The organism is Pseudonocardia terrae (genome assembly GCF_021343995.1).
GTDB classification, from domain to species: Bacteria; Actinomycetota; Actinomycetes; order Mycobacteriales; family Pseudonocardiaceae; genus Pseudonocardia; species Pseudonocardia terrae.
The window spans coordinates 129267-151031 of the sequence record NZ_JAJTTE010000011.1; the positions used below are offsets into that span (position 1 = coordinate 129267).

General features: G+C 74.1%; 22 protein-coding genes and 1 pseudogene. 11 read left to right on the forward strand and 12 right to left on the reverse strand.

The window, feature by feature from the left end:
* Positions 1–6: 6 nt before the first annotated feature.
* From LWC33_RS10050 to LWC33_RS10065, 4 genes are read right to left on the reverse strand one after another with little or no spacing between them, the layout of a single operon-like run.
* The gene (locus tag LWC33_RS10050) at positions 7–678 is read right to left on the reverse strand and encodes a class I SAM-dependent methyltransferase (protein ID WP_233304004.1); all 672 of its coding nucleotides are present in this window, start codon (positions 676–678) and stop codon (positions 7–9) included.
* Positions 675–1382, reverse strand: a complete 708-nt coding sequence (locus LWC33_RS10055) for a TIGR04282 family arsenosugar biosynthesis glycosyltransferase (RefSeq protein WP_233304005.1) — start codon at positions 1380–1382, stop codon at positions 675–677. The genes LWC33_RS10050 and LWC33_RS10055 overlap by 4 nt, the downstream gene beginning before the upstream one ends.
* The gene (locus LWC33_RS10060) at positions 1379–2026 is read right to left on the reverse strand and encodes a glycosyltransferase family 2 protein (protein WP_233304006.1); all 648 of its coding nucleotides are present in this window, start codon (positions 2024–2026) and stop codon (positions 1379–1381) included. Before LWC33_RS10060 ends, LWC33_RS10055 begins: the two co-directional genes overlap by 4 nt.
* Before the next feature lie 48 nt (positions 2027–2074).
* A complete protein-coding gene (locus tag LWC33_RS10065) occupies positions 2075–3151 on the reverse strand; it encodes an NAD-dependent epimerase/dehydratase family protein (protein WP_233304007.1) in 1077 nt (358 codons plus the stop codon).
* Between the two features lie 156 nt (positions 3152–3307).
* Between LWC33_RS10065 and LWC33_RS10070 the strand changes: the two genes are divergently transcribed.
* Complete coding sequence (locus LWC33_RS10070) at positions 3308–3766, forward strand: sigma-70 family RNA polymerase sigma factor (protein ID WP_233304008.1); 459 nt, start codon at positions 3308–3310, stop codon at positions 3764–3766.
* Between the two features lie 110 nt (positions 3767–3876).
* Complete coding sequence (locus LWC33_RS10075; protein WP_233304009.1) at positions 3877–6099, forward strand: heavy metal translocating P-type ATPase; 2223 nt, start codon at positions 3877–3879, stop codon at positions 6097–6099.
* A gap of 35 nt (positions 6100–6134) precedes the next feature.
* Here LWC33_RS10075 and LWC33_RS10080 read toward each other — a convergent pair whose 3' ends face one another.
* From LWC33_RS10080 to LWC33_RS10100, 5 genes are all read right to left on the reverse strand, one after another.
* Positions 6135–8129: a cytochrome c oxidase assembly protein gene (locus tag LWC33_RS10080; RefSeq protein WP_233304010.1), complete on the reverse strand. Its 1995-nt coding sequence runs from the start codon at positions 8127–8129 to the stop codon at positions 6135–6137.
* 161 nt (positions 8130–8290) lie between these two features.
* Entirely contained in the window at positions 8291–10057 is a 1767-nt protein-coding gene (locus LWC33_RS10085; protein ID WP_233304011.1) for a chloride channel protein, read from the reverse strand.
* Positions 10054–10524, reverse strand: coding sequence for a MarR family winged helix-turn-helix transcriptional regulator (locus tag LWC33_RS10090; protein ID WP_233304012.1), 471 nt, complete (start codon positions 10522–10524; stop codon positions 10054–10056). The genes LWC33_RS10085 and LWC33_RS10090 overlap by 4 nt, the downstream gene beginning before the upstream one ends.
* A 319-nt stretch (positions 10525–10843) precedes the next feature.
* Positions 10844–11437, reverse strand: a complete 594-nt coding sequence (locus tag LWC33_RS10095; protein WP_233304013.1) for an STAS domain-containing protein — start codon at positions 11435–11437, stop codon at positions 10844–10846.
* Positions 11428–12243, reverse strand: a complete 816-nt coding sequence (locus LWC33_RS10100; protein WP_233304014.1) for a SulP family inorganic anion transporter — start codon at positions 12241–12243, stop codon at positions 11428–11430. The genes LWC33_RS10095 and LWC33_RS10100 overlap by 10 nt, the downstream gene beginning before the upstream one ends.
* Positions 12244–12459: 216 nt before the next feature.
* Here LWC33_RS10100 and LWC33_RS10105 point away from each other — a divergent pair, with 216 nt between their 5' ends.
* A complete protein-coding gene (locus tag LWC33_RS10105) occupies positions 12460–12798 on the forward strand; it encodes an alpha/beta fold hydrolase family protein (RefSeq protein ID WP_233304015.1) in 339 nt (112 codons plus the stop codon).
* The gene (locus LWC33_RS10110) at positions 12791–13651 is read left to right on the forward strand and encodes a sulfite exporter TauE/SafE family protein (protein WP_233304016.1); all 861 of its coding nucleotides are present in this window, start codon (positions 12791–12793) and stop codon (positions 13649–13651) included. Before LWC33_RS10105 ends, LWC33_RS10110 begins: the two co-directional genes overlap by 8 nt.
* 346 nt (positions 13652–13997) lie before the next feature.
* On the opposite strand, the gene LWC33_RS10115 is transcribed toward LWC33_RS10110, so the two are convergent.
* Entirely contained in the window at positions 13998–14480 is a 483-nt protein-coding gene (locus tag LWC33_RS10115) for a sigma-70 family RNA polymerase sigma factor (RefSeq protein WP_233304017.1), read from the reverse strand.
* A gap of 293 nt (positions 14481–14773) precedes the next feature.
* Here LWC33_RS10115 and LWC33_RS10120 point away from each other — a divergent pair, with 293 nt between their 5' ends.
* The 3 genes from LWC33_RS10120 to LWC33_RS10130 all read left to right on the forward strand — a co-directional run bounded on the left by LWC33_RS10120 (position 14774) and on the right by LWC33_RS10130 (position 17634).
* On the forward strand, positions 14774–16084 hold the full coding sequence (locus tag LWC33_RS10120) for a vanadium-dependent haloperoxidase (protein ID WP_233304018.1): 1311 nt from the start codon (positions 14774–14776) through the stop codon (positions 16082–16084).
* A 186-nt stretch (positions 16085–16270) separates the two neighbouring features.
* On the forward strand, positions 16271–16669 hold the full coding sequence (locus tag LWC33_RS10125) for a BlaI/MecI/CopY family transcriptional regulator (protein ID WP_233304019.1): 399 nt from the start codon (positions 16271–16273) through the stop codon (positions 16667–16669).
* Positions 16666–17634, forward strand: coding sequence for a M56 family metallopeptidase (locus tag LWC33_RS10130; protein WP_233304020.1), 969 nt, complete (start codon positions 16666–16668; stop codon positions 17632–17634). Before LWC33_RS10125 ends, LWC33_RS10130 begins: the two co-directional genes overlap by 4 nt.
* Before the next feature lie 41 nt (positions 17635–17675).
* On the opposite strand, the gene LWC33_RS10135 is transcribed toward LWC33_RS10130, so the two are convergent.
* Together LWC33_RS10135 and LWC33_RS36485 are read right to left on the reverse strand one after the other, a co-directional pair.
* Positions 17676–18242: a COG4315 family predicted lipoprotein gene (locus LWC33_RS10135; protein WP_372476585.1), complete on the reverse strand. Its 567-nt coding sequence runs from the start codon at positions 18240–18242 to the stop codon at positions 17676–17678.
* A pseudogene (locus tag LWC33_RS36485) lies at positions 18199–18423 on the reverse strand (hypothetical protein); the annotation flags it as partial. The gene LWC33_RS10135 and the pseudogene LWC33_RS36485, both read right to left, overlap by 44 nt.
* 242 nt (positions 18424–18665) lie before the next feature.
* Here LWC33_RS36485 and LWC33_RS10140 point away from each other — a divergent pair.
* The 4 genes from LWC33_RS10140 (at position 18666) to LWC33_RS35895 (ending at position 21371) form a co-directional block, all read left to right on the forward strand.
* A complete protein-coding gene (locus tag LWC33_RS10140) occupies positions 18666–18944 on the forward strand; it encodes a DUF3040 domain-containing protein (protein WP_233304022.1) in 279 nt (92 codons plus the stop codon).
* 187 nt (positions 18945–19131) lie between these two features.
* Positions 19132–19398 (forward strand): hypothetical protein, encoded by a 267-nt coding sequence (locus LWC33_RS10145; RefSeq protein ID WP_233304023.1) that lies wholly within the window; start codon positions 19132–19134, stop codon positions 19396–19398.
* 299 nt (positions 19399–19697) lie between these two features.
* Entirely contained in the window at positions 19698–20933 is a 1236-nt protein-coding gene (locus tag LWC33_RS10150; RefSeq protein WP_233304024.1) for an alpha/beta hydrolase family protein, read from the forward strand.
* A gap of 120 nt (positions 20934–21053) precedes the next feature.
* A complete protein-coding gene (locus LWC33_RS35895; protein ID WP_233304025.1) occupies positions 21054–21371 on the forward strand; it encodes a helix-turn-helix domain-containing protein in 318 nt (105 codons plus the stop codon).
* Positions 21372–21765 lie beyond the last annotated feature (394 nt).

Consider the following 21765-nt stretch of genomic DNA (forward strand, 5'->3'; position numbering starts at 1 on the left):
GGGTTCTCAGCCGGCGATGAGGATCAGCTCGACGAAGGTCCGACCGGAGACGGTCCGGGCGCAGGCCGTCGGGGTGAGTCCGGCGGCCCGGGCCAGGGCACACAACGCCACCGCGCCGACGCAGGCCCACGGCACCGCCTCGCCCGACCGGCCGTCCACGGCACCTTCCGTCCCGCGCTGTCCGCGACCGGTTGCGCGGACGGAGCCCGACCAGAGCTCGTGGGGTTCGGGCCCGGCTTCGACCAGTGCGGTCCCGCCCACGGCGAGCAGGGTGGCAACGCGGGCGAGGAGTCGGACGGGGTCGCCGCCGATGCCGATGTTGCCGTCGGCGAGGAGCACGTGCGCCCAGGTCCGCTCGCCCGGGAGCGGCCCGAACAGGTCGCGGTGCACCATCGCCGCACCCCGCCTGCGGCACAGCGCCCGGGCGACCCCTGAGCTGTCCACGCCGAGCGCGGGAACACCACGGGCGGCGAGCGCCGCGACCAGCCGGCCGGGTCCGCAGCCGAGGTCGAGGGTCGGTCCGGTGCACCGGTCGAGCAACCAGGCGTCGTCGGGTCCGGCGGCCGCCCGCCAGCGGGCGGCCTCCAGGGGCAGCGGCCGCCCGTCGTCGCGCACGAGCCCGCTCGTCCTTCCCGCGAGCAGGGAGTCGAACCCGTCGGCCCGAAGCGCGCTGGTCACCGGGCGGCGCCCGGGGCCGCCGTACGGAAGGCCGTCAGCCGCTCGACGGCGCGGGCGAACCGTGAGCCCGGGACCTCGGCCGCGACGGCACGGGCGTCCGCCGCGAGATCCACGTCGGTCAGCTCGGGCAGCAGGGCCACTCGCAGGCCCGCTGCACCGAGCGCGTGGAGCGTGCGCTCGCCCGTGTCGTCGCGGGACATCGGGACCTCGGCGACCGGGGCGACCGCACGGGGGTCGTTCAACCCGAGCGCCCACCAGCCGCCGTCGCGGGCGGGGCCGAGGACGGCGTCGGCGCCGCGCAGCCGGTCCAGACACTCGCCGAGCAGCAGGGCGTCGATCTGCGGCGTATCCATCCCGACCTGCAGCGTCGCGGCGCCGGGATGCCGTGCCGCGGCGGCGGTGTGCGCGGCCACGATGCGTTCGCCCAGACCCTCGCCGCGCTGCCGCGTCCGGTCGGTCCGGGCGAGCGCCCGGGCGAGTTCGACCCGCCGGGCGGCCCGGGAGAGCCGGCCGGTGAGGGCGACGAGGGTGCGTCCACCGGGTACGGCGGCGGTGGCCTCGAGCGTGTCGAGCAGGGCGGCCGCGGCGACGTCCGCGGCCTCCTCGGCCGTGGCCGGCGGGCAGAGGCGCGTCTTCACGCGACCGGGCTCCGGTGCCTTGGCCAGCACGATCAGCGTGGCCGTCACCGCCGTCAGCGCTGTCATCGGAGGAGCCCCGCCATGTCCCGCACCGTGCGCGTGGTGCCGACGAGCGAGCCGGAGACCTTCGAGCGTCCGCCCGCGCGGCGGGCGTACCGCACCGGCGTCTCCTCGATCCGCCAGCCGGCCGCGCCCGCCCGCAGCAGGATTTCCAGCGGGTAGCCGTAGGCCCGGTCGACGATCCCGAGCCCGAGCAGCGCCGCGCGCCGGGCGACCCGGATCGGCGCGACATCGTGCACCGGCACCCCGCGACGGCGCAGCTCGGCCGCGATCAGCGCGTTCCCCGCGCGGGCGTGCCACGGCCAGCTACCCGGTTCCGGCATCCTCCGGCCGACGGCGAGGTCCACCCGGCCCGAGGCGACGGCGGCGGCCATCGCGGGCAGGACGGCGGCGTCGAGCGAGCCGTCCCCGTCGAGGACCGCGACCAGCTCGGCGCGGGCGTGCTCCAGTCCGGTGTGGACGGCGGCGCCGTAGCCCCGGCGGCCCTCGACGACGACGGTGGCGCCGTGGGCCCGTGCCACCTGCGCGGTGCCGTCCGAGGACCCGTTGTCGACGACGAGGACGGGCCACCCTTCGGGCAGCGCGGCCAGCACTCGGGGCAGCGCCTCGGCCTCGTCGAGGCAGGGCAGGACGATTTCGACAGGATGCACATTCCCGATCGTCGGTCCCGCAGGGCGAATCGGACCGGGTTCCGGTGCTTACCGATCGATGACGGCCGGGCGGGGGAGCGAGGCCGGCGCGCGCAGCGGGTCCGTCGCGAAGGCCGCCATCCCTTCGGCGAAGGCGACCCGAGCGCGGAAACCGAGCCGCTCCCGGGCGAACGCCGGATCGGCGACGACGTGTCGTACGTCCCCCGGCCGCGCACCCCCGACGACCCGCGGCTCCGGGCCTGCCATGGCCTTCGCCAGCTCCGTGGCGAGCTCCCCGACCGTGTGCGGCTCACCGGAGCAGACGTTGGCGGCGACGAACCCGTCGACCGGCGCGGTCAGGGCGGCCAGGTTGGCGGCGGCGACGTCGGTGACGTGCACGAAGTCGCGCCGCTGCCGACCGTCCTCCAGCACCCGCGGCGCTTCCCCGCGCTCGAGCGCGGACCGGAACAGCGACGCCACCCCGGCGTACGGGGTGTCGAAGGGCATCCGGGAGCCGTAGACGTTGTGGTAGCGCAGTGACCAGACCGCGCCGCCGGTCTGCCTCGCCCATGCGGCCGACAGGTGCTCCTGCGCCAGCTTCGTCGCGGCGTAGGTGCTGCGTGGGTCCGCCGGAGCGCTCTCGGGCACCAGGCCCGGGACGAGCCCGCGCCCGCAGGCCGGGCACCGCGGTTCGAAGCGGCCGGCGTCGAGATCGACGGGGGCGCGCGGACCGGGCCGGACCGTGGCGTGTTCGATGCAGTCGTAGCGGCCCTCGCCGTAGACGACCATCGAACCCGCGAGCACCAGCCGGCCGATCCCCGCCCGGTGCATCTCGGCGAGCAGCACCGCCGTGCCCAGATCGTTGTGGGAGGCGTACTCGGGCGCATCCGACGGATCGACACCATGGCCGACCATCGCGGCCTGGTGGCACACCGCGTCGATCCCGGACAGCAGCGGGCGTAGCACCTCCACGTCCCGGACGTCTCCGTGGACGAACCGGTGCCCCCGGGTCCACGGCGGCACCTCCCCGCCGTGGGCTTGGGGCACCAGGGCGTCGAGCACGACGACCTCGTGGCCGTCGGCGGCCAGCAGGTCGGCGACGTGCGACCCGATGAACCCGGCGCCGCCGGTGACGAGAACGCGCACGGTCTCCGACCGTAGGGCGCCGCCGGGACGCGGGTGCGCCGTCGTCATCGCTCCGTAAGGAGTGCCCTCCGATAGCACACCGGTCGCCGAGGGATCGGCGTCGATGCGAACGCGTCACGTCATCGTCAGTAGCACGGCGAGAATCCCCGTCACACCATGGCGGCGGCCATCACCAGGGAGGAACCGGGGCAACGCCGTGAAGGCGCGCAGGAGACCTACCTTCGCGCCTTCACGGCGTTGCCCCGGTTCGCGGCCGACGCGCCGGCCCGCCTCTGGCTGCTGTCGATCGCCCGCCGGGTCGCGGCCGACGACGTGCGCCGGGCGCGACGCCGGCCCCGGGCGGACGCCGTCGCGGAGTGGGAGGACCTGGGCGGGCTGCCCGGACTCGCCCAGCGGTCCGCCGAGGGTGAGGTGTTGCTGCGCGCGGTCGTCGCCGCCCTCGACCCCGAGCGGCGCGAGGCGTTCGTGCTGACCCAGATGCTCGACCTGGGCTACGGCGAGGCCGCCGAGGTCTGCGGGTGTCCGATCGGGACGATCCGCTCCCGGGTCTCGCGAGCCAGGGAGGACCTGGCTGCGGCCCTGGAGGTCCGACCGCGCAGGCGTCGCGAGGCCTGACGCACCCCACGTTCTTCGACCCGCGGTAGAACTTGCGCGACGCGGTGCCTAGGGTCGCGGTCGTCCGGCCCGCACGATCGTCGAGGCGGCGACCGGCTCCTGGAGTGAGGATGACGATCACGCCGACGACCACGACCCCGGACGCGCCGACCGCGGACCGCACCGTGGAGCTCATGATCGGCGGGATGACCTGCGCGGCCTGCGTCGGGCGGGTGGAGCGCAAGCTCGGCAAGCTCGAGGGCGTGCGGGCGGCGGTGAACCTGGCCACCGAGCGCGCCCTGGTCAGCGCGCCCCCCGGGGTGGACGACGCCCGGCTCGTCGAGACCGTGGAGAAGGCCGGGTATTCGGCACGGGTCGTCGAAGCGGCGGCGGACCCGGAGCCGGACGGGCCGGACACCCTGCGGGCGCTGCGGATCCGGCTGACCGTCGCGCTGGTCCTGTTCGTGCCGCTCGCCGACTTGTCACTGGCGATGTCGCTGGTGCCCTCGCTGCGCTTCCCGTTCTGGCAGCTCGTGGTGGCCGTGCTCGCCCTGCCGGTGGTCGGCTGGGCGGCCTGGCCCTTCCATGCCGCCGCGGTGCGCAACCTGCGTCACGGCACCACGTCGATGGACACGCTCGTCTCGCTCGGGGTGCTCGCCGCGACCGCCTGGTCGCTCGGTGGCCTGATCGCGACCGCCGGCCGGCCGCCCGTCGCTGCCGGTTGGCAGGCGGTGCTGCACCCCACCGGCCCGCTCTACCTGGAGGTCGCGGCGGGAGTGACGGCGTTCGTGCTGGCCGGGCGGTACTTCGAGGCCAGGGCCCGGCGCCGGGCCGGCGGGGTGATGCGGGCGCTCGCCCTGTTGCGTCCCGACGAGGTGACGCTGCTCGACGGCGGGGCGGAGCACCGGGTCCCGGCGAGCCTGCTGCGGGGCGGGGACCGCTTCCTCGTCCGCCCCGGTGAGCGGATCGCGGTCGACGGCACCGTGGAGTCCGGCCTCGCGGCCGTCGACACCAGTGCGATGACCGGGGAGCCGGTGCCGGTGGAGGCCGGGCCCGGGGCCACGGTCCTGGGCGGCACCATCGCCACCGGTGGACGGCTGGTCGTGCGGGCCGACCGGGTCGGGTCGGACACCCGGCTCGGCCGGATGGTCGCCGCCGTCGAGCGGGCGCAGGCGGAGAAGTCCGCGACCCAGCGGCTCGTGGACCGGATCTCCTCGGTCTTCGTGCCCGCGGTGCTCCTGATCGCCGCGGGCACCCTCGTGGGGTGGCTGCTGACCGACGGCGGTACCCAGCAGGCCCTGGCCGCCGCCGTCGCGGTGGTCATCATCGCGTGTCCGTGCGCGCTGGGGCTCGCCACGCCGACCGCGCTGATGGTGGCCTCCGGGCGGGGCGCCGAGCTCGGCATCTTCGTCAAGGGGCACCGGGCGTTGGAGACGGTCCGGGCGGTCGACACGGTGGTGCTGGACAAGACCGGGACCCTCACCGAGGGCCGGATGCGGGTGATCGAGGTGGCCTGCGCCGCGGGGGTCGACGAGGCCGAGCTGGTGTGCCGCGCCGGAGCCGTCGAGCGTGGCTCCGAGCACGCGATCGCGCGGGCGATCGTCGAGTACGCAGGTGAGGACCTGCCCGAGGTCGTGAACTTCGCGGCCGAGCCGGGCCTCGGTGCCCGCGGGACGGTCGACGGCGTCGAGGTGGCCGTCGGCCGCCCCGGCACGCTGCCCGACGAGCTGACCGACGTGGTCGCGGAGTGGGAACGGGCCGGGCGCACCGTCGTCACGGTGACCGTGGTGGACGACGTCGCCGGGGCGTTCGCGTTGGAGGACCCGGTGCCCGAGGCGTCCCGGCTCGCGGTCGCCGGGCTGCGGGCCCGTGGGCTGCGGCCGGTCCTGCTGACGGGCGACTCGGAGGCCGCGGCCCGTGGCGTCGCCGAGACGGTGGGGATCGACGAGGTCCACGCCAGGGTCCTGCCGGACGACAAGGTCGCCCTCATCGCCCGGCTGCGGGCGCAGGGCCAGGTCGTTGCGATGGTGGGCGACGGGGTCAACGACGCCGCCGCCCTCGCCGAGGCCGACCTCGGCATCGCCGTCGGTTCCGGGACCGACGTCGCGCTGGAGGCCGCCGACCTCGTCCTGGTCCGGGACGATCTGCGCGCGCTGGTGTCCGCGATCGACCTGGCCCGCTCGACCCTGGGCACGATCCGGGGGAACTTGGTGTGGGCCTTCGGCTACAACGTCGCCGCCCTCCCGCTGGCGGCAGCGGGACTGCTCAACCCGTTGCTCGCCGGCGCGGCGATGGCCCTGTCCTCGCTGCTGGTGGTGACCAACAGCCTGCGGCTGCGCAACGCGGCGCGCTGAACAGTTCGGCCCGCTGACTCCTCCCGGTCCGCCGGTCAGCGCCTGCCCTGGGCCAGCCGGGCGAGCATCTCGTTGTAGGCGCGCAGCTCGACGTCGTCGTCGCGTTCCTCGCGACGGTCGTGCCGTGCGGCGACCCGCTCGTCCTCGCGGGACCACTGCATCAGCAGCGCGATCACGACCAGCAGCATCGGCACCTCCCCGGTCGCCCAGGCGATGCCGCCGCCGACCTTCTGGTCGGCCAGGAGATCCGGGAGCCAGGGCAGGGCCAGCGAGCGGTAGAAGTTGCCGCCGATGAGGCTGTCCGTGCTCATCAGCGCGATGCCGAAGAAGGCGTGGAAGGGCATCGCGGCGAGCAGGACCGCGAGCCGGCCCAGGTGCGGTAGCCGGACCGGCGCGCGATCCACGCCGATCAGCGGCCAGAAGAACAGGTAGCCGACCGCCAGGAAGTGGATGTTCATCAGCTGGTGCGCCCAGTGGAAGCGCAGCGCCGCCTCGAACAGCGAGGTGAAGTACAGGACGTAGAACGAGCCGACGAACAGCGTCAGCGTGATCAGCGGGTGGGTGAGCACGCGGGCGACCGGCGACTCGACCGCCGCGACCACCCACTCCCGCGGGCCCGGCGGTCTCCCGCGACCGGCCGGGCGCAGCGCCCGCAGCGCCAACGTGACCGGCCCGCCCAGCGCGAGCAGGACCGGGGCCAGCATGTTCAGCGACATGTGACTGATCATGTGGACGCTGAACATCCCGGGGGAGAACCGGCCGATCCCCGAGGAGGTCGACAGCTCCACCACGACCCACCCGCAGACCCAGGCCGCGGTGCGTCCCCGGGCCCAGGTGTCGCCCCGGGCGCGCAGGACACGGACGCCGTGGACGTAGGACGCGACCGCCGCCACCGCGACGAGGGTGAAGAGGATGTTGACGCGCCAGTCCAGCAGGGCCCGCAGCGCCGAGAACGGGGCGGGCAGGTCGTAGCCGACCAGGACCTCGCCGTCGGTGTCGATCCGGGCCAGGAAGCGGGGCGGCACCGAGTGCGCCATCGCACCGGCGACCACCACGGCGAGTCCGCTCAGCGCGGCGAGCGGGACGAGACCGCGCCGTCGGCGCCCGAGGACGACCCAGCCGACGGCGGCGAACACCACGAGGCCGGCCTGCACCAGCTGCCAGCGCCCCCAGGCGGTGCCGGTCAGCGATCCCGGGATCACCAGGAGCAGCCCGAGGACGACGCTCGACAGCAGCCACGCGAGCCCGGCGCAGGTCAGCAGCAGCCGGGCGCGCCGCCACACGACGCCGTCGAGGCGTGCTCCGTGGCGGTGGTGCAGGACCAGCGCGGTGAGCACACCGAGCCACACGGCCAGCCCCACGGCTTGCAGCGCGCCCGTGTCCGTGGCCCAGTCGTGCCCGCGCCCGACCGCCGCCTGTCCGACCGCGGGCGGGGGCAGCAGCGATGCGGCCGCGACCGCGGCGAGCACCGCGGCGACCCGCCAGCTCACGGTCCAGAGACAGCCGAGGGCGACCACGCAGAACCCGACGCCCGTGAGGAACCAGCCCATCGGCTCCTCGAGCGCCGCGAACGTGCCGAGCAGATCCGGCCCGGTCAGCACATCGGTCAGGGCGGCCCCGGACAGGTCGGCCGCGTTCGCCACCGCGAGCAGCAACGCACCGACCCCGGCCACCGCCGCCGACCATCCGGCACGGCGAACGGCCCGGTAGCCGTCCACCGACACCGTGCCCGCCAGGTCCCCGGACCCGTGCGCGGGGCTGAGGAAGGCGGCGTAGAGGAGGGATCCCAGCGCGACCGCCGAGGCCACGGTCACCACCGTTCGCAACGCCGCCACCAGGACCTGGATGCCTGTCGCCGCGATCGGGATCCCCAGCCGCGGGTACATGCCGGTGTCGAGCAGGTTCGCCGCCGCAGCGAGCACCGCCAGCACGGCCACGGCCGCCACGCCGAGGAGCACGGTCGTGCCGGCGCCTCCCGCCGTCGTCCTGCGTGTCGCTTCCTCCGGCCGGGTCCGGTCGCCGTCGTACACGTGCTCCTCGCTTCTCCTGCCTGGTCCGAGACCTCGCCGGCCGGTGTGATTCAGACGGACGACCGCCGGTCGGCACGCCGCAGAGCCCCGAGCGGCCGGCGATCGCCCATGGCACTGGTCGTCGGGACACGGGCCGTGGTTCCCGTCAGGACAGGGGTGACTCACCTCGCGTGCCTGTCCGCCCGACCGGGCTCCCCGCGGCCGTAGGTGGTGAGGACGTCGCGATGGTCGAGCCAGCCCACGAGCCGTTCCTCACCGAGGACCGGCAGGCCGGTGGTCTCGTGGTTCGTGAGGGTGCGCAGCGCGTGGTGCAGGGAGTCGCCGGTCTGCAGGGTCGGCAGCGCAGTGATCCGTTCGCCGGCCGTGACCCCGTTCAGGTCGTCGGGGTCGAGCTCGGCGGTGATCACGGCGCCCCGGTAGCGACCGTCGGGCTCGGTCACCGGCAGGGCACCGTAGCGGGCGGCGCCGAGCAGGGGGATCAGGTCGTCGACGGCCGTGTCGGCGGGCAGGCCGTCGGGCGGCGGTTGCATGGCCTGGCCCACGGTCAGCGAGCGCAGCGCGCCGTCGGCCTTGCTGTCGGCGTCGATGTCGATCCCGCGGCGTAGCAGCTTGAGGGTGTAGATGGTGTCGCGTGCGATGAGGTGGCTCAGGCCGGTGGCGAGGGCGACGGCGGCGAGCAGCGGCAGGATGATCGCGTACTGGCCGGTGAGCTCGAAGACGATCAGTGCCGCGGCGATCGGGGCGTGGCTGGCGGCGGCGAAGACCGCGGCCATGCCGACCAGCCCGAACGCGCCGGGGGAGAGGTCGAGTCCGGGGAAGACCGCCTGGGCCGCGATGCCGAACGCGGTGCCGAGCATGCCACCGACGAAGAGCGAGGGGGCGAACACGCCGCCGGAGCCACCGATACCGATGGTCACGCTGGTGGCGATCATCTTGCCGATCAGCAGGAGCAGCAGGAACCCGAGCGCGTAGTGCCCCGCGATGCCCGCCTCGAGCACCGGGTAGCCGACCCCGTACATCTGCGGCAGGGCCAGCAGGATCCCGCCGAGCACCAGCCCGCCGACCGCCGGGCGGAGCCACTCGGGGCCGCGCCAGACGTGGTCGCAGGCGTCCTCGATCAGGTAGAGCACGCGGGCGAAGCCCCAACCCACGACCCCGGCCACCAGTCCGAGCACGGCGTAGAAGGGGAACTCGGCGGCGGAGCCGAGCGAGTAGGCGGGCAACTGCAGGATGTGGTCGTTGCCGATGATGGCGCGGGCGACGACGTCGGCGGTGACCGAGGAGATCACCACGATGCCGAAGGCCTCGGCGGTGAAGGCGCGCAGGATGATCTCGAGGGCGAAGAACACCCCGGCGATCGGGGCGTTGAAGGTCGCGGAGATCCCGCCCGCGGCGCCGCAGGCGACCATGAGGCGCAGGCGATGGTCGGGTACCCGCAGCCACTGGCCGATGGAGGAACCGAGCGCCGAGCCGATCTGCACGATCGGGCCCTCGCGTCCGACCGAGCCGCCGGTGCCGATGCACAGCGCGGAGGCCAGCGACTTCACGACGGCGACCCGGGCCTTGATGCGCCCGCCGTTGCGGGCCACGGCGAGCATCACCTCGGGGACACCGTGTCCACGGGCCTCGGGGGCGAACCGGTTGACCAGGGGGCCGTAGATCAGGCCGCCGGCGACCGGGGCGAGGAGCAGGAACCACGGGCCGAGGGCGGGAAGGTGCAGGCTGGCGAGCCGCCCCGCGTTGCTGTAGTCGTTCCGGCCGGTCACCAGGTTCGTGATGCCGATGATCAGGTATCGGAACACGACCGCGCCCAGCCCGGCGCCGCCGCCGATGATCAGGGCGAGGCCGACCAGGCCCGACTGGCTGCCGACGAGCCAGGTGTGTAGCCGACGCGCGCCGGCGGCGGGCATGGCGAGAACGGCGCTCACGGCAGCACCGCCCACTCCGGCTCGGGCACCTCGCCCGCCGCTCGGGCGAACGTGCGCAGGGCGCCGATCACCGCGTGGTGGTCGGCCTGCGGCAGGGTCTCGAGCAGGCCGGCGATCTCCCCGCGCCGGCGGCGGGTCACCTCCTCCACCAGCGCCCGGCCCCGGACGCTGAGCGCCACCCGGACCTCGCGGCGGTCCTCGGCGACGCGGTCGCGGTCGATCAGGCCCTTGGCGACCAGCCGATCGCACATCCGCGTGGCGGTCGACGGGGTCACGGCGAGCGTGGTCGCCAGGTCCGCCGGGCGTTGGGCACCTCGCTGGCCGAGGACGATGAGGGCCCGGTACTGGGGCAGCGTCACGTCCTCGTCCACGGCGGCCAGCGAGCGGGCCACGACGGCGAGCAGCGCACGGCTCGCCGTCATCACCGCGTCGACCAGGTCCTCGGTCGAGTCCTCGGCGGCCCTCATGGCCGCAGCCGATCGTTGCACTAGGACATCATTGCACTCTGCAATTCTAGGTCCTGTCCGCCCTCGGAGAGTGCTGAACGATATGCGGGGGCGACGAGACACCTCCAGCCAGCGGGTGCATCAGGGACTTTCGTGTCATGACAGCGAGAACGTTTTCGCAGGTAGAGGGCGCAGAACGAGATCTTTCCTGGCCTCATGATCCGTCAGGTCGTCGGTTCGAGCCCGACCTGCCCCACTCTCCGATCAGCGCTGTCGTGGGTAGCCCTGCTGACCCAGGGTCCGTATGGCGCGAGTCGTGACCAACCCGCATCCAGCGCGTTCAGCCACCGCTGGTGTCGTTCGCGTAGGCGGCGAGTGCCTCGCCGGACGTGTCGTACCAGGCGTCCGGGGTGACGCCGTAGCGTTGCAGCTCGACGCGGACGCCATGGGCGAGGTTCGAGGCGACCACGCGCACGCCGCGGGCGCGCAACCGCGTGAACGCGCCCGCGAGGACCGTCGATGCGGTGAAGTCGACGTCGCCGATGGCCGCTGCGTCCAGGCAGAACCAGCGCAGGTCGGGGCCGGCCGCGAGCAGTGTCCCGATGTCGGCGATCAGGCGGGAGGCGTTCGCGAAGTACATCGCGCTGGCGAAGCGGTACACGACCAGCCCGCCGCTCGTGCGCGCGCCCGCGGTGACCGGTTCCGAGCGCCAGTGCCCGGCGGGCGACTTGACCAGGACCGCGTTGTGCGGGCTGTAGCTGTGGCGCAGGTGGTCGACGATCGAGGCGGCGATGGCGATCAGCATGCCGTCCTCGACGCCGAACACGACCACGGCCACCGCGGTCAACAGCGCGACGACGAACTCGGCACGCCGTACGGCGAGGATGCGACACAGGCCCGCGACGTCGACCAGCTCGACACCGATCAGGAACACGACGCCGGCCAGCGCCGCCAGCGGCAGGTGCGCGAGCGGGCCGGTCGCGACACGGCGGCGAGATCGGACGGGGCGAGCGCAGGCAGCACGAGACCGGGCAGCCCCGCCGGGACCGGGCCGAGAACGGCCACCCAGAACCGGCCGAGGTCGACGATCGCGTCGGCGGCGATGGCGGCCACCACGGCCAGCAGCGCGGCGGGGATGCGCCGGTCCACCCGCCGGCCGACGGCCACGACCGCTACGGCGCTCAGCCCGACGGCGAGCGTCGGGAGCGAGACGCCGCCGAGTTCGCCGGCGAGATGCGCGAGCCGTGCGGGCAGGCCTCCCGAGCCGGCCGAGACCCCGAGCAGGTCGGGCAACTGGCCCAGCGCGACCTGCACGCCGACACCGGTCAGGAAGCCGACCAGCACCGTGCGGGACAGGAAGTTCGCCAGGAACCCGAGCCGGACCAGCCGCGCGAGCACCAGCAGCAGGGCCAGGACGAGTGCGGCGGTCCCGGCCAGCGCGGAGTAGCGCGGGCTGCCGGTGGTGGCCATCCCGATCAGGGCGGCCGCGAGGATCGCGGCGGTGGCCGAGTCGGCGCCCACGACCAGGTGCCGGGACGCGCCGAACAGCACGTACACCGCTGCGGGCAGCAGCATCGTGTAGAGGCCCGTGACCACCGGCATGCCCGCGATCCGCGCATATCCCAGGACCTCCGGGACGGCGAGCGCGGCCAGCGTCGCCCCGGCCACCGCCTCCGGCAGCCACCGGCCGCGTCCCACCGGCAGCACCCCGGCCAGCACCGGCACCCGCCTCGCCCGCACGTCCACGCTCCCGTCGCGTTGATCGGCACTCTGCGTCCCGGCCGGCCACCGGGGTGATGCTTCTTCAGCGGTCGACCTGGTCGTCACGACCGTGCCCGATGGCGCACCTTCCCGAACACGGGTCACCCCACCGGACACAGCTGTGGTCGAAGGTGGGCACCTGGCTGCGCTTACCGTCGCCCCGACAAGGTCGCGTCACCGCGTCGGGCGGTCCTCGTGGAGCATCTCGCCGACCACCGCGCCGAACACCGCCACGAGCAGCAGAATGCGAAAGGAGGATCCCGCAAAGAGCCGCGGGTGATCTGCCGGCCACCGGGTGAGAAGGGAGCCAGCGCAGCGATGTCGACACGGCTGTCCTCGCAAGAACGACGGGCCATAGGCACCGACGGCGCGGACCAGCTGACGCCTGCTGCGAACGGCGCTCGTCTCGCCGAACGGATCCTGCCCACGACCCTGGACGTGATCAGCGGTGCCCGCCACGCCTACGTCCTCGAGCGCTGCGCGGAGCCCGACGCGGTCGTCGAGTTCCTTCGACAGCACCCACTCGATGCGTAGATCGTCGCGCGGCGGCGGGGAGGAGACCGGTTCCCGTGGCCGCATCGCCGGCATCGCGGGGATCGGGCTTCTCGGCGGTGTGATCGGCGGGCTGCTCGGCGGGGGCAGCGGCGTGCTGTTCGTCCCGGCACTCGTCCGCTTCACCACGATGAGCCGGGCCCGGGTGCACGGCACCTCCACCATCGCGAACATCGGCGTGTGCGTGGCCGGCGCCGCCGTCTACGCGTTCGCCGGCGGCGCCATCGATCTCCGCGTCGGGACGGGCATGCTCATCGGCGGCACCCTCGGTGGGGTGCTCGGGCCACGGCTCCTGGCCCGGGCCTCGGACACGCTGCTGCGCGTGCTGCTGGTCGCCGTCCTGATCCTCACCGGGGCCGAGTTCGTGGTCGACGCCGTCGGGCCGCCGCTGTTCACCCACGCACTGGTACCCGCGGGTGTGCTCGCCGGCCTCTGGTTCGTCGTCCCGATGTCCGTGGTCGTCGGGTTCGTGATCGGGGCGTGGAACGGGGCGCTCGGTCTCGGTGGCGGGTTGCTGGCCGTCCCTGCGCTGGTGCTGCTGTTCGGGGTCGAGCTGCACGTCGCAGCGGGAACGTCATTGCTGATGTTCGTGCCCAACACCATCGTCGGCTCCATGGTGCACCTGCGCCAAGGCACTGCTTCAGTACGGTGGGGGTGGCTGCTCGGGCTGACCGCGGCACCGGGAGTCGTCGCCGGTGCGCTGCTCGGTCTGGCCTTGAACGTGACGGCACTCAGCCTGGTCTTCGGGGCGTTCGCGCTGGTGATGGCCGCCCTGGAGTCGATCGGCTTGCTCCGCGCACGGCGGGCACGGTTCGACGCTGCCGACGGGAGCTGAGACGGGATCACGGCGGCCTCGTCGACTTCGCCCGCAAACAGACGGCCGGCTCGTCGGCGTGCCCTACCGACGAGCCGGCCGCTCCCCATCCCCTGACCCCCGGGAGATGGAACTCGCTTGCCGGCGCAAGAAGTACGGGCCATGGGTCGGTCCGGGCCCGGGACCAAAGTCCGCAACCGGATGTGCGGGGATGCTCGACCTGCCTGCACACCCGTTGCACCACAGGACCACCTTCACGCGATCGTTGCAGGTAGGCAGGCCGCGACGATCGCGACCTTTCGCCACCTCGATCGCGCGGTGGGGCGAGGGATAGCGACGACGGCGCGGCCCGTGCCACGAGGTTCGGTCACCGGGACGCCGCCGAGGACTCGGTGAGCTGGCGGCGCAGTGCCCGCAGGGCGTAGTACAGCCGGGAGCGGACGGTGCCCGCCGGGATGCCGAGTGCGGTGGCGGTCCGCTCGGCCGAGGCGTCGCGGTAGAAGATCTCGACGAGGACCTGCCGGTGGGCAGGCGTGAGCTCGCCCAGGGCCCGGGTGAGCAGGCGACGATCGAGCATGCCCTCGTAGCCGCCGTCGACCTCGTCGTCGAGGACGGTGTCGCCGACGAGACTGACCGGGTGGGCCCGCGCCGCGCGAGCGGCATCGATCAGCACCCGGCGCAGCACCTGTCGCAGCCACGGCCGCAGTGACCGCTCGCCCGCCTGCAGCCTCGGCAGGTTGCGCCAGGCCCGCAGGAAGGTCTCCTGCACCGCGTCCTCGGCGGCGGAGCGGTCGTGGGTGACGTACTCGGCGTAGGCGAGCAGTGCGTCCGCGTGTTCGTCGTAGAGCACTCGTAGCGCTTCACCGGCTTCCCCCGGGTCGGCGCCGCGCGGGCGCCCCGGTGCAGGGGCGAAGGCAGGGGGCGTCGAGCATCGGAGCGGGTGGGCGTAGGCCGTGGTCATGTCTACTAACACGGTTAGTAGCAGCAGGCCGTTCAGTCGTCGGCCGGCTTCGTCGGAGTGATCCGGGGATTGAACGCCGGGTGGCCCGCGTCCCGTGTCTGGTGGCGTGCGTCGGACCGCGGGGTCCGGCGCCCGGTGCGGACGCCCGCATCGCCCGACCCCACGGTGAGGGAGACCATCCGATGCGCACGAGAACCCGAACCCTCGTCACCCTGGCGGCCGCGGCCCTCGCCGCGGGCGTCGCCGTCCCGGCCCTCGCGGCCACCTCCGACGGGATGTCCAGCGCGGCCGCGCTGGCCGACGTCCCGGGCTCCGGCCGGTCGGTGATCGACTGGAACCGGCAGCTGATCGCGATTCTCGGCACGCCGGACGCCCAGCCGGCGACGGTGCATCCGACCCGCAGCTTCGCGATGCTGCAGGCAGCCGAGTACGACGCCGTCGCCTCGATCACGCATGCGGCGTCGCCGTACCGCGCGGTGACGCCCGTGCCGGGCGACGCGCGCCCCGACGCGGCCGCCGACCAGGCCGCCCACGACGTCCTCGTCGCCCTCTACCCGGCGAAGCGCGCCGGGCTCGACGCCCAGCTCGACAGCGAGCTGGCCGCCATGCCGACCGGTCAGGCCACGCAGGACGGCGCTCGGGTCGGTGCGGCGGCAGCCCAGCAGATGATCGCGCTGCGGGCCACCGACGGCTCGTCCGCCGCCCCCGCGCCGTTCGTGGCGGGTACTCGGCCCGGGGACTACCGGCCGACCCCGCCGAAGTTCGCCGCGCCGATGTACACCGGCTGGGGATCGGTCACCCCGTTCCTGCTCGACAGCGCCACGCAGTTCGCCCCGGCGGCGCCCCCGCCGGTCACCAGTCCCGCGTACGCGACCGCGCTGCACCAGGTCGAGAGCCTCGGGCGCGACGACAGCACCACCCGCACCCCGGACCAGACCGTGGCGGGCAGGTTCTGGAGTGCCGCACCGGTCTGGAACACCTGGAACCAGGTGGCGCAGACGCTCGCCGCGGACCGGCAGGCCAGCCTGGCGCAGGCCACCGGTGCGTTCGCGACGCTGGACCTGTCGTTGGCCGACACGACCATCGCGCTCTACCACGCCAAGTACCGGGAGAACGTCTGGCGACCGGTCACGGCGATCCAGCTCGGCTCGGCCACGGGCAACCCGGCCGTCGTCGCCGACCCGACGTGGAACCCACTCACGCCCACCGCCGCCGACCCGTCCTACCCGGGTGCGCACAGCGCGCTCAGTGAGGCAGCGGCCACGTCGCTGACCGCCTTCTACGGCCCGCGCCAGGCCGTGGCCGTCACCTCTGCTGCGGCCCCCGGGGTGACCCGCACCTTCACCAGCCTCGCGGCGGCGGCCGACGAAGCAGGGCTGAGCCGTATCTGGGCCGGGCAGCACACCGTGCTCGACCACCAGGCCGGCCAGCAGCTCGGCAGCGAGGTCGCCGGCGTGGTGCTCGGTGACCTGCACGCCCCGACCACCGGATGACCCTTCTGCACGGTCCGGAGGCCGTCCGACGGGCAGCGACGAGCGCCGGCACCGTGCGCGGGGTGCTCCCGACCGGGGCCGGCAGGGAGAATGTTCGCCGCCGCGGTGAACGTCCCGGGGCTACCGTCCGTGTAGAAGGGCAGGGAGGCCGTGGGCCACCCGTCGCCGCCGCAGGGAGGTCGCCCGATGCCGTCGCTCCGTCGATCGCGCCCGTTCGGTGACCTGGAGGCCACGCTGATGGAGCTGCTGTGGGCGGCCGGCCGCCCACTGCTGGTCCGCGAGGTCGTCGAGGGAGTGCACCCGCAGCGGGCCCCGGCCTACACCACCGTCATGACGGTGCTGGACAACCTGCACCGCAAGGGGTGGTTACGTCGTCACCGGGACGGCCGGGCCTGGCGCTACGAGCCGGTGCTGAGCAGGCAGGCCTACACCGCCCGGCTCATGCACGAGGCCCTGGCGGTCAGCGACGACCGGGCCGGTGTACTGGCGCGGTTCGTCGAGGAGATCGACCCGCAGGACGCCGCCGCGCTCGCCGCCGCGTTGCACGACACGCCCGAGGGGCGCGGCCCGGGGACGGCGTCATGACCGTCGGCGCCGTCCTGATCCTCTACGCGACGGTGGTCGGCTTCGCCGGCCCCGTCGCGTTCCGGCGCGCGACGTGGCCGGTTCGTGCACCCCGGTTGGGCGCCGCGGCGATCCTCGCCGCGGCCTGGACGGTCCCCCTCGCACTCGTCCTGGCGGGCGTCACCGTCGTCCTGCCGACCAGCGCCCTGTCCGCCGACCTCGGGCAGCTGGTCGGGGCCTGTCTGCAGCGGTTGCGCGCCGCCTACGGCACCCCGGCCGCGGGGCTCGTCACCGCGGGCCAGGTGCTGTCGGTGACCCTCCTCGCGCGGATCGGCTGGGCCGCGGGGCGGCTCGCCCACCGGCGGCGCAGCGAAGGCCGCCGCCAGCGGCTGCTGCTGCAGTTGGCCGGCCGGCCCCGGGCGGACCTCTCGGCACTGGTCCTGGACCATCCGGACGCCGCCGCGTACAGCCTCGCCGGCCGGGCCCCGGCCGTCGTGGTCACCAGCGGGGCCATCGCCCTGCTCACCGAGCCGCAGCTGGGAGCGGTGCTGGCCCACGAGAACGCGCACCTGACCGCCCGCCACCACCGCCGGCAGACCGCGGCAGCCCTGCTCGCCGCGGCGCTGCCCGCCGTGCCGCTGCTGCGCGAGGCACCCGCCCTCGTGGGCCGGCTCCTCGAGATGGACGCCGACGAACTGGCCGCGCGTCGCCACGAGCCCCGGGTGCTGGCGAGTGCGCTGGTCGCCGTCGCAGGGGGAGCGACCCGACCCGGGACAGCCGTCCGACCGACTCCGGCATCGACCTCGACCTCGATGGCCGCGTCGGCGGTGGGGGCTGCCGGGGCCGACGCGGTCGCGCGAATCCACCGTCTCCTGCGTCCCCCGGCGCACCTGCCACGCCGGCGCCGGACACTCACCCGCGCAGCGGTCGTCGCGCTTGCGATCACACCGCTCGTCCTCGCGATCGCACCGGCCCTGGCTGTCTAGCAGGTCACAACCGCAGGCAAGGCGCGGGAGACGGGTCGACGTCAGTACCCATAGCCGGTGCTGCCGTGCATCGGCATCGGCGCCGAGCCCTCGGTGTCGATCTTCTCGGTGTCGATCTTCTTGGTGCCGATCTTCTCGCCGGCCGGGGCGACCACGTACCAGGCACCACCGAACTGGTCGAGCCCCTGCCCGCGTGCGTCGCCGGGCACCCGGTCGCCGGCGAAGTAGTAGAGCGGGTGGCCGTTGTAGGTGACCTGCCGGGTGCCGTCGTTCCGCGCCGAGGTTCCGAACAGGGCGGCGCGCGCGGCCCCTGAGGCGACCGGCAGGTCGCCGTGGGCCAATAGTGGGGCCCACACCTGAGCGCACGGGCCGTTGCAGGTGGAGGCGGAGCCGGTGTCCGCCTCGAACAGGTACAGGGTCCGGCCCTGACCGTCGACCAGGGCGGTGCCGGGCGCCAACGCCGCAGAGCCGACTCCGGCCGTTCCCGCCGCGACCGATGGGCCACCGGAGGACGACGGCCCGTGGGACGGCGCCCCGTAGGACGGCGCCCCGTAGGACGGCGCCCCGTAGGACGGCGCCCCGTAGGACGGCACGCCGTAGGACGGCACGCCGGCCGTGGCGGCGGGGCCTCCCTGCCCCGGCAGTGCCGCGTCGAACGCGATCCCGCCGCCGGCGAGCACTGCGGCGACGGCGACGCCACCGAGGATGTACTTCCGCTGCATCTGCCTGTCTCCGATCGGGTGGCCGTGTCCTGGAGGCGAGCGGCGCACGGGCGCCGGTGCCCGGCACCTACTCACACGCTGCGCAGCCCGGCTGCGTTCACCGCGGCGTCGCGGGCTGAACACCCCGCCGTGGCGGGGCGTATCAGTGGATATGACGGCCCCGACACAGCGGCGAAACCCGCGGCGTGGAGCAGCCCGCTCGGCGCACCAGCCCGGTTGCACCCTCGCTGCGCGCGGCCTCGCCCAGCGGTGGGCGCCCGTCCTCGGCGCTCCCCTCGGACGCAGCCCCGGAGCGAACGGAGGCAGCACGTGCTGAGCGAGCGGGAGCTGCGCGTCCTGCGCGAGATCGAGAAGCACACGGCCAGGGAGGATCCGCGGTTCGCCCTGTCGATGCGACGTGCGCTACCGGTGAACGAGGCCCGGACAGCCCGCTGCTATCAGGTCGTCATCGCCGCCGCCGTCCTGACCGTGGTGATCTGCCTGGTCCTGGGGCTGCTCGGTGCCGGCCTCCTGGCCGCGTCGGTCGCGGTCGGCACCGCCCTCCTGCGGCCTCTGCCCCCGGCCGCGTCGATCCACCGCCGATGGTGATCGCCTGACCATTCGGGGACGACTCTCAGGGTCGCCCGCGTGATGGATGAGTCGACGCCAGCCCGAAACCCTGAGAATTTAAGGTTGCTCAGGGTGCGTCGTGATCCATGCCACGATTACGACGCAGTAACGACTGCTCCGTATCCGCGATATCCCCGTCACTCAGCCGGGCAGAGGAAGCGGTGCGGTGGACCACAGATACGAGACCGTCGTGACAGCGGTGATGGCCCTGGCGACGAACTGCGACATGCAGGCCGCCGTCGGCGGACCCGGCGCCGCCGCGTGGCGCGACCTCGGCGACGCCCTGTTCAGTGCCGTGGTCCGGGCCACCGATCCCGTTCTTCCCGACGGCGTGCTGCACCACCTGGCAGAGATCGCGAACGATGCCGCCGTCCAGCACGCGGCGGCGGCTCCTGAGTGCACCTGCGACACCACGGCCCCGCCGGGCATCTGAGACCCCGGACCGGTCCTCGTGCGCTCCCTACCCGGGGGCCGGTCCGGACACCACCTCGTCCGCTCGGGGCGCCGAGAAAAGCAATTCTGCGGCCGGCAGGGAATTGTTGCCGGGATCCATTCCGGAGGCGAGATGCTTCTCCGTGGGACGTGGACCGGCATCTCCGAGGCCGTGTCGTCGCCCGGTCGGCGACGGCAAGGAGAGGGCCTTCGATACGGGACCGAGGACGTTGTGCTCTGCGCGGCGCGACCTCGTCCCACGCACGCTGACTCGCCGGCGGCGCGACGAGGGAGGGTCCGATGACGCAGACGACCGAGCGCAGCTCCACGCGGGTGCGCGGGTTCACCGATCCCGAGCTGGACTTCCAGCTGCTGCGCCAGCTCGGCTCGGCGGTGTACGGGGGCGCGTCGATCGGTGAGCCACTCGCCCTCGCCGCGGCGCTCGGGGACAGCGCGGCGGGCTGGACCGACGGCTTCGCCGCGCTCGCCGAGCGCCAGCGCGCCGACGCCGAGGCGCGCGCCGCGGCAGGGCACGAGATCAGCGCCCGGGACCGGTTCCTGCACGCCTGCAACAGCTTCCGCACGGCGGAGTACTTCGCCCCCGCGGGAACCCCCCGGCAGGTCGAGCTCGGGCTCGCCAGCCGGGCCGCGTTCCTCGCCGCGGCCCCGTACCTGCCCGGGCGGGTCGAGGAGCTGTGGCTGCCGTGGGAGGACCAGCGGCTGCCGGGCTACCTGTGCACGCCGGCGGCCGATGCGGGGCCCGGGCCCACCCTCGTCGCCACCAGCGGCTTCGACGGCACGCTGGAGGAGACCTACCTGCAGGTCGGCCGGGCGGGCCTGGAACGGGGCTGGCGGGTGCTGCTGATCTGCGGCCCCGGGCAGATGGACGTCACCCGCACCGAGCCGCACACCCACTTCGTCCCCGACACCGAGCGGTGGGTCACGCCGTGGCTGGACCACCTGCTCGCCCGGCCCGAGGTCGACCCGGAACGGCTGGCGCTGCTGGGCATCAGCCTGGGCGGGTACTGGGTCACCCGCGCCGCCGCCCACGACGACCGGATCCGGGCGGTGGTGGCGAACTCGCCGATCGTGGACCTGCATGCGTACCAGGTGGCGTTCGTGGCCCCGTACGTCGGAGGGGACCCGGAGGTCGTCCTCGACCCCGGGGACGATCTGCGGCTCGACGACATCGACCACCTGCCGGACACCGCGCTGCCCGTCGCGGCCAAGGGGCTCGCACGCTCGCTCATGACCCGGTTCGGCCGGACGAGCCTCCTCGACACGTTCGCCTACCTGCGCGCCTTCCGCGTCGACCCCACCGCCGTCGCCTGCCCGGCGCTCGCGCTGGTCGGTTCCGGCGAGGGCGGCGAGCCACGCGCCCAGTTCGAGCGGTTCTGCTCGGAGGTCGCCGGCCCCGTGACCGCCCACACCTTCACCGCCCACGACGGCGCCGACACCCACTGCCAGCTGGGCAACCTCACGTACTCGGCGGCGGTGGTGTTCGACTGGCTGGAGGAGCTGTTCGCGCGGGGCTGACGGGCGGCGGCCGGGTCCTGCCGAACCCGGCCCGGCGACACGAGGGCGCCTCCTCCCGGCCGGACGAGAAGAGGCGCCGTCGATATCCGGGGTCAGCGCGCCTCGACGGTGAACGGGACGGTGACGACGTCACCGCCCGCGAGGCGGAACTGGGCCCACAGCTGTTCGCCGCCCGCTCCGCTCACCGCGGCTGCCCGACCGGGCCCGCCCCCACCTCGCCTGCGGCGAGCCCGCCGCCGCGACGTCTCCACCACCACCGAGCTGACCGCCCAGGAACGCCAGGTCGCCGCCCTGGTCCGGCAGGGTCTGTCCAACCGTGCCGCCGCTGCGCAGCTGTTCGTCAGCCCCCGCACCGGCGACTTCCACCTGCGCAACATCTTCGGCAAGCTCGGCGTCACCTCCCGGGCCGAGCTCACCGTCCTCCCGCTCGACCTGTGACACCGGTGTCGGGCGCTCGTCAGGCGAGCTGAGTCCGCCACGCTCGGCGCCCCTCGGCGCTCCCTGCGTACGGTGCCTGGTCCGCCGATCGCCCGACGTCCGGTCCCCTCACGTCTCGGGCGTCGGACCGACGGTGATCAGCCGGCACCGGCCGGACAGTTCTCCCCATTCAGAGACCAGGCCCTCGGCCTCTGCGAAAGGGGAACCCCGTTGACCATCGCCCGAGGCCCTCGCCGTCGCGAGCACTCGAGTCCCGTCGAGCTGTCCGCCCGCTTGGATCGCCTGCCGATGGGTCGGTTCCACCGGGGGGTGTTGCTGGCTTTGGCTGTCGCGTTCGTGTTCGAGTTCGGCGATCTGAACACTTTCGCCTATGTGGCGCCGGCGCTGCGGCAGC

What these genes read in the sequence shown, in the direction of transcription:
- LWC33_RS10055 (WP_233304005.1), bottom strand. Translation starts at nt 1,382, where the DNA reads ATGACAGCGCTGACGGCGGTGACGGCCACGCTGATCGTGCTGGCCAAG.
- LWC33_RS10070 (WP_233304008.1), top strand. Translation starts at nt 3,308, where the DNA reads ATGGCGGCGGCCATCACCAGGGAGGAACCGGGGCAACGCCGTGAAGGC.
- LWC33_RS10075 (WP_233304009.1), top strand. Translation starts at nt 3,877, where the DNA reads ATGACGATCACGCCGACGACCACGACCCCGGACGCGCCGACCGCGGAC.
- LWC33_RS10090 (WP_233304012.1), bottom strand. Translation starts at nt 10,524, where the DNA reads ATGAGGGCCGCCGAGGACTCGACCGAGGACCTGGTCGACGCGGTGATG.
- LWC33_RS10110 (WP_233304016.1), top strand. Translation starts at nt 12,791, where the DNA reads ATGCGTAGATCGTCGCGCGGCGGCGGGGAGGAGACCGGTTCCCGTGGC.
- LWC33_RS10120 (WP_233304018.1), top strand. Translation starts at nt 14,774, where the DNA reads ATGCGCACGAGAACCCGAACCCTCGTCACCCTGGCGGCCGCGGCCCTC.
- LWC33_RS10125 (WP_233304019.1), top strand. Translation starts at nt 16,271, where the DNA reads ATGCCGTCGCTCCGTCGATCGCGCCCGTTCGGTGACCTGGAGGCCACG.
- LWC33_RS10130 (WP_233304020.1), top strand. Translation starts at nt 16,666, where the DNA reads ATGACCGTCGGCGCCGTCCTGATCCTCTACGCGACGGTGGTCGGCTTC.
- LWC33_RS10150 (WP_233304024.1), top strand. Translation starts at nt 19,698, where the DNA reads ATGACGCAGACGACCGAGCGCAGCTCCACGCGGGTGCGCGGGTTCACC.